The organism is Martelella alba (assembly GCF_005217455.1).
In the GTDB taxonomy this organism is placed as follows: domain Bacteria; phylum Pseudomonadota; class Gammaproteobacteria; order Enterobacterales; family Enterobacteriaceae; genus Acerihabitans.
In genome coordinates this window covers 1-6,780 of record NZ_SZPQ01000082.1, presented here as the reverse complement: position 1 = coordinate 6,780, position 6,780 = coordinate 1, and the positions used below count along the sequence as shown (strand labels likewise).

Annotated in this window: 7 protein-coding genes; 2 read left to right on the top strand and 5 right to left on the bottom strand. The window is 43.2% G+C overall.

Features of this window, described 5'->3' with window-relative positions:
* Nucleotides 1-83, bottom strand: an 83-nt coding sequence (locus tag FCN80_RS27545) for a hypothetical protein (RefSeq protein ID WP_373880365.1), incomplete at its 3' end; no start/stop codon positions are given.
* Between the two features lie 25 nt (nt 84-108).
* Entirely contained in the window at nt 109-510 is a 402-nt protein-coding gene (locus FCN80_RS25170; protein ID WP_136993051.1) for a hypothetical protein, read from the bottom strand.
* A gap of 978 nt (nt 511-1,488) precedes the next feature.
* Here FCN80_RS25170 and FCN80_RS25165 point away from each other — a divergent pair.
* On the top strand, nt 1,489-3,477 hold the full coding sequence (locus FCN80_RS25165) for an endonuclease toxin domain-containing protein (protein WP_136993050.1): 1,989 nt from the start codon (nt 1,489-1,491) through the stop codon (nt 3,475-3,477).
* Nucleotide 3,478: 1 nt separating this feature from the next.
* Nucleotides 3,479-3,976 carry a contact-dependent growth inhibition system immunity protein gene (locus tag FCN80_RS25160; RefSeq protein WP_136993049.1) on the top strand — a complete coding sequence of 166 codons (498 nt, stop codon included), beginning with the start codon at nt 3,479-3,481 and terminating at the stop codon, nt 3,974-3,976.
* 187 nt (nt 3,977-4,163) lie between these two features.
* Here the strand turns inward: FCN80_RS25160 and FCN80_RS25155 are convergent, their stop codons facing one another.
* The 3 genes from FCN80_RS25155 to FCN80_RS25145 all read right to left on the bottom strand — a co-directional run.
* Nucleotides 4,164-5,396: a hypothetical protein gene (locus FCN80_RS25155; RefSeq protein ID WP_136993048.1), complete on the bottom strand. Its 1,233-nt coding sequence runs from the start codon at nt 5,394-5,396 to the stop codon at nt 4,164-4,166.
* Nucleotides 5,396-6,148 carry a hypothetical protein gene (locus FCN80_RS25150; protein ID WP_136993047.1) on the bottom strand — a complete coding sequence of 251 codons (753 nt, stop codon included), beginning with the start codon at nt 6,146-6,148 and terminating at the stop codon, nt 5,396-5,398. The genes FCN80_RS25155 and FCN80_RS25150 overlap by 1 nt, the downstream gene beginning before the upstream one ends.
* Nucleotides 6,149-6,237: 89 nt before the next feature.
* Nucleotides 6,238-6,780 (bottom strand): tail fiber assembly protein (locus tag FCN80_RS25145; protein WP_136993046.1); only part of this gene is annotated, 543 nt, incomplete at its 5' end.

Sequence of the window (6,780 nt, the reverse complement as noted above, 5' to 3'; positions counted from 1 at the left end):
TCATCCGCGGTCATACCATGAGCACGCCGGAGATGTGGAGGAAGAAAAGAAAATTTTCTCCCACATTCCAGGCATTCGATCATATCGCCAGATATGTATTGCTCGGCTTCAGCTCTGCTTTCCATAAGACCAGTTTATCGCAATCTGTTCTAAATCAGATAGATATGTCGTTTCATAAACAGCATTATTCATAGCGTCGATTGCCGACTTATAGTCCTGTTCATCCCGATATTTATATCGAGATGCAATTTCAGTAATTAATTCTATTGAAACATCATCGCCTTGGACCATATCTGAATTGACCAAGTCGATAGCCTCCTGTATCTCAGATTTTTTTTGCTCAAGCGCCTGTAGCAGGCGATTAGACATATCCTCGGGCGTTCGGCTTTTACCAGATATAAAATTTCTGATAGTACGGTCGCTAATACCGAGATCTCGCGAGATAGGCGACTGCCAGTTTTTACCGTAAACGACGAATGCTGCCCGCATCAGCTTGTCAAGATTGTTCATATTCACTCCAAGCAAAGCCCCGCACGATGCGGGGCAGATAAAATCAGACGAGGTAATTTGCGATTATGTGGTTTGCAGAGTCCTCATCGGTTGCATTGCGATAGAGATCTTCGACAATTTCAGCCTCGCGGTCTAAATCGATGAAATCGAACATTCCGTTGTTAAACAGGAAGTTTTTTGCATCAGAGATTGATTTAAACATTTTGAAACCCTCATTGGTTATCGGTCGGCCCGTTTGCCTTACCGTGAAAACACTATAACACTTTCCTAGATTTTAGGAAAGGTTTTTTGATGGTATATTGTGATTTATATCACAGGAACATTGTTAATCACTGCCATCTTATTACTGATCACCCACGTTACCACGCCCCAGCAGAACAACCCAGCCATATCGTCCATGTTTGGCATCTGAATAAATTGCCCTGATAGTTCCAAACTCTCCAGCCGTCGACGCGGTGAAATGACATACCGACAGATGAACAGATCATCGTTTGAATCGACAACGACGATACTACCATGTTCAGGCGTCATGGACTGGTCAATCGGCAGCGCCGGCAAGGAGATAAGGCATTATGCCACTCGTTTACAAACTTGGCCGCTGGGGTATTATTCAGATGTCATCCAGCTCTAACTCAATTTTAATGGTGTCCTACTCAAGAGTTGGTAAGCCATGGTTTGTGCCTAGAATATTTTTTATACGAACAATTAAAACAGGATATTTTGCATATGTGTAAAGAAGGAGATAGAAGAAGAGTTTAAATTTTTATGAATAATAAAATCCAACAACTAAATAGTTTCAGTATTGATAAATTCACCTAAAATCTAATTTTTTATCTCCCTGGTTTATTATAGTGCCGCGTTTAGGAAAAGTTTATTTAAGCTCTGTTTTAATATTGTACTTGAGATAAACAATATATTTATTTCAGGTTATCAATAAGAAACATAATTGAACAATTAACTATTTTAAGGACGGAAACCATGCCAGGAGTCAGAGTCGAGATAACTTGCGGTGTGAAAACCATAAAGCATCCAGATGGAAGAAAGACCTATGTTAGTGGTTGTGTAAAAGAACAAAAAAGTGTACCTATCGGACCTAAAGTCTCTGCTGCGTCTAACGTGTTAGCACAACAAAGATTGAATAGAAACATAGCTGCCAGTAATCAATCAACCATTAAGGCATTACAACAGCAGAACCAGAAAGTTCGTGATGACATAGCAAAAATGCAAAGCCGTCAGGCTGACAATATTGCAAATCGACAGAAACAAATTCACAAAAACATTGCATCAAGAAGCGGTCGGCAGGCCGAATTTAATGCAGCCATGGAAAGGCATCATAATTTCACGAAATCTACCTTACAGCCCCACCCTACCGTTCACAACACTGATGAGCATCAATGTCAATCGAAAGACCAAGAGACTCAGCGTCGTCATGAGGAGGAAAGTGGTAAACCATTCTATCAAAAACATGGACATGAAAAACGTTTTTCCACAAATTTCCCTAGAAATTTCAGATTAGACAATCCATATCAAGAAAAACTTATACATCATGAGCATGAGATCAAACAAACTCTTGAACTAGATTGGAACGATATTGAAAATCTTACATCATTATTAGATTCAACAAAAAAGGCTTTATCTTATGCACAGAATGAAAAAAAATTAGCGGAAAAAAACGTTCATGATAAATATAAAATAGAGTTAGCACAATGCGATATTAGCAGCAGCGGTTATTTTGCATGGAGCGAATCACATGGAATTAACAATTTCGAAGAGCGAATAGCTTTTCGTGACTCTATTGGAAGAAATCAGAGTTGGGAAGATCTTCGTCCAAAACTGATAGATAATGAGATGGCTAGAAGGAGGCTAACCGCAGCTAATGATGAAATAAAATTATTGGAAACAAAGATCAGAGATATTGATGATAGATTAAAAAATTTAAAAATAGAACAATCTAAACCAATAAGTAAAAAATTGGTTTCCGCTTCAAATATCAATGAGTTGGATCTTGAAAAACTCTTCGCGCAGCTCCGATTTCTTAATACAAGTCAGCAAGCAGCTAAAGCGCAGCAAATCGGTGCTTGCGAGGCACTTGCCTGTGATATTGGGGTACAGGCGAAGTGGACATCCATTGAGGCAGGTCAATTTATAGCATTCGGCTCTGGAGTGGTCACAGGTGCCCCCGCTGAGCTGTACGATGTAGTGAAAGGTATTGTCGATGCCGCTATGAGTCCTAACGAGACCATCTTAGCGCTGAAGGCACTTATCAATAATGGTAATATTCTCAGCACAGTTGCTGACGCCGTTAAGGAAAAATGGATAGCGCATATCGATAATATGGTAGCCGCACAAGAACGAGGTGGATTAAAAAACTATTTTGAAGCGGGCGTAGAAGGTGGAAAACTGGTCACTGACGTGGTTTCGCTTGCGTCTGCTGGCATTGGCATGGTGAAACTAGGGGCCACCGCAGTGGAGGTTGGAACAGAACGGATTGGGCAATACGCAGCTAAACTCACTGGTCAAGCAAGCAAATACCAATCAGTTAAACTCGCTGATACGAAGATCACCTGGGGTGGGGGAATAGAGGGTCAAGGTATTCCATGGGAAAACTTTTTGGAACCCCGCTTCAAAAAGGGTACTAGGTTACCGGAAAAATTCAAAACATTCGATTTTTATGACCCACAAACACGAACTGCTATAAGCGCTAAGACATTGGATACTCAAGCCGCTGGATATTTGAAAAACCCGAAAGATGTATACAGTACATTAAAACAGTATATCGATAAAGAAAATGCGTTCAGAGGTTATGAAAAGGATGGCATTCAGTTGAAGGCCGCAATGATTGATAAGAAAGAGATGCAGTTAGCAATACCTGCTAAAACGACCGATACGCAATGGGTTGAAATAGAGCGCGCAATTGCTTATGCTAACGATAGTGGCATTGAATTGATTATTACAAAGGTTGAATAATATGTTTGATGACAATGGTAAAGGCTACAGTGCTTGTGCAAAAATCAATGGCGATTTTTTGTGCATTTACACCACATCTGGACTAGGCCTTGTAGCCCTAGATACGTCTTCTCCTACATATTTTCTAGAGCCCGATGCCGAAGATTCAAAAGTTGGCGAAGCAGTAATCTCGGCATTATCCAAAAGCCGAACTTTATCGGCAGATGAATATGGGGATTTTTTTAATCGTGAAGTGTCAAAGAATCGTTACCTTACTTGGGTTGCGGGAATAATGCATAAATATGGATACAAAAATAAACAAAATTTGTTTAGGAAAATGAAAAGCTCCTCAATTCAATACGTTCATGGCAGGATTACATTCTCCCCCAGTCATCACGAAAAACTTGAATCCTGGAGTGGTGATGGTCTAACCGACGCTGATGACGTTATCCTCCCCGCTAGCAGTTCGCCCGCTGAAATTGGTGCTGGCTTGCGTTTGGCATTCGAACGCTGCAAGTAATTTATAGTCTTCCATTTGCTCTTCTTGTTGTTTTCCTTATTTTTGGGCCATCCGTGGCCCGTTTTTACGATTCGGCAGGCGTTTCTACAACAAACGTCACGTTTATTGTTTCTCACTGCGCCAGAGCAACGTTTATCACATTATCTACTCTCATACGTAGTTCAGAATACCGTTTTGCCATAGTGCCTCACAATATATCGGGAAATGCATTATTGATGGATTTAATCAGCTCAATACCCGTGACCACTGCGCCAGGGTCGCGTTTTACTCCAATGCCCAGGCCATTTTTTACGGTCACATCACCGGTTACTATGCCTGAAGAGGTGTCCTCCCAATTACAGCCGGCCTGATTGGCTATGGTTCCCGCGGTATTTCCCAGGCGCATATTGCCGTCCATCACTACCGGGCCATAGAGAGTATCGCCGTGTATATCACAGATACCGGAGTTGATGACCACCATCGCGCCAGACACGTTTTTGTTATAAGATCCTCCGTTCTGAACCATGTGGGAGGTTTCATGGTTAGAGGCTCCCTGTGCCGATTGACCCGCGATATCGCCGCAATAACTCCCCTCACAGCCGTTCAGCTCCATATACCCTTCACCACCGGTGGGGTTATGCAGATTGAATCCGTCATTGCCAATGCGATAGCATTTAACGTTATTGCATATGGTCCGTTCGTTGCGCCCCGTCGCACCCACTCCGCCATTGGCGCAATATTCCACCAGGGAATTATTTACGGTCAGAAACCCGGTATTCTCCGGCTGCGTTGAATTACCATTACTGATTCCGTTAATCATGGAGTTTCTGGCAACGCAATCATTAACGGTGAGCAGCCCAAACCCGATAGTGGCAACACAAAAATTCCGCTGCGATATTTCGATGGAATGTAATGCCGGGTTGGAATCATCAGGTAACCTGACGTAAATAACTCCGTTCACGTAGCCATATTGCCCTGCGGCGGGCGTGGTCGGCGTATCCGTGTTCTGGATTAATTTGACATTAAATTCCCGGTCAACAATTGTTTCGGTCATCGTCGTGACCACCACGACCAAAACAGATGTGTAGCCCAGCGTTTTACTATAAATGGGTCCAGCCCCGGACCAGCCAGATGTGTGTAGGTTAGAGCCGTAAATATACCATGGCTCGCTGTCTACACCGGATAACGTGACATCGAGCGACGTGTTAAATGTGATTTCCTGGCGCAGCGGTGAGGTCTCAGGCGCGATGATTTTTATTTCATAGTCGGGCAGTCCTGCGCACAGCCCCAGGGCCAGTGATAGGGTATTGACCGGTTTATCAATTGCGCCCGTTCCACTGGACGTTCCATTCACTGAATCAACATAAATAGGATTGGGCGGGTAATTGCGCAATACGCCGGGTGTAGGCACCCCAAGGCGCCACAGTTGAGGGACACTCATTAGGCCACCTTGGTTAAATTTACCGCCAAAATAACCATTGCTGTGGGTAGGGTATCGCTGGCTGACGAGCCATTCCTACCGATGCGAATAGTAGTGTGTCTGGTTGGGTCAATGGTGATATCCAGAGCAATTTGTGTCTCTATATCAATATAGGGAGTCGCATTCGCCGCTGCAACAGTACCGCCGCCCGCCGGCGTTACATTGAATGATTCTCCCGAGGCCCAACTGTGAATTAATCCGGAAAAACTCACGTTTCCTGTGTTTGCTACGAGATTAGACCAGATAATTGTTATTCTCATTGTTGTCCAATGAGATGGTAGGTCAATCATTTTTGTTATTGACGCATCAGCCCCATTAGAAAATTGCCATCCCGCTAATCTACTAGCTATCATTCCATATGTCGCAGATCCAATTGCCAAATCAAAATCTTTTGCAGGAATAACTATCGATGAGACTGCATTGGTTGGGTCTGCCGTAATAGCGTCAACGGACGTTTGCAATTCGGTAAATTGCTGTTTGTCTGGGATAACATCGACAAGGGCGGCTACGGAGTCGGCGGCGGCCTGAGTCTGTACGAGCGCATTTTGTGCGACAGTGGCGGATGTGGACGCGGATTCAGCCGAGACAGCCGCAGACGTTTGGCCTTCTGTTATTTCGTCGATTTTCCCTTGAACGGCATTTGATAAATCGTCTTTCGATGCCAGATCATTAAATTTGGAAGCCAAAGGTATTTCACCATCATTGAAAGACATGGGATACGTTCCGATAATTATTAAAGAACAATTATACATTGCCATGGGTCAGTTATGATTCTTCCCTCGTAACATGAGAGTGGTAACATTTAAGACGAAGGTTTAGTTGGCCACGCTATATCCGTTGGGTTACTGGTATCGATTGCTTGTAACTCTTTTATATAATTTATCCATGCCGTCAACGTTGTTTTATCCGCATCACTAATATCCCCTAATGATAACTCTGTTTGCCAAATACTGATTGTGCCTTTGGCATCAGATAGTAATTCTGATTGAGTATTCTGCGCTGCCGTTATTTCTGCATTTTTTTTTGCGGTTGTGTCGGTAACCCATGAGCCATCAGTCCACACATCGTAATCAGTCGAAGGCTTTAGGGTTGTGAAACCATCTTTTATCGGTCCGACATAATCAACGGTTGATGCTACGCGATCAGTGGTAGAATAGACTGTTTTACCGCGATTATCGACGACCATAGACCATGTGTTGGCAGAAAATACTGCCACATATCCAGACTCAACAGCGGGCGGAGCTACTGACGTCGCGCCAGCAGAAACCCCGGTACCCGTTGTTACCCATTCGTCAACATCACCTATATAGATTCCGTTATTATCATATTGATAGGTTTTTATAAA

Bases quoted from the DNA above. Each gene is read 5' to 3' on its own strand.
- FCN80_RS25170 (WP_136993051.1), bottom strand. From the start codon at position 510: ATGAACAATCTTGACAAGCTGATGCGGGCAGCATTCGTCGTTTACGGT.
- FCN80_RS25165 (WP_136993050.1), top strand. From the start codon at position 1,489: ATGCCAGGAGTCAGAGTCGAGATAACTTGCGGTGTGAAAACCATAAAG.
- FCN80_RS25160 (WP_136993049.1), top strand. From the start codon at position 3,479: ATGTTTGATGACAATGGTAAAGGCTACAGTGCTTGTGCAAAAATCAAT.
- FCN80_RS25155 (WP_136993048.1), bottom strand. From the start codon at position 5,396: ATGAGTGTCCCTCAACTGTGGCGCCTTGGGGTGCCTACACCCGGCGTA.
- FCN80_RS25150 (WP_136993047.1), bottom strand. From the start codon at position 6,148: ATGTCTTTCAATGATGGTGAAATACCTTTGGCTTCCAAATTTAATGAT.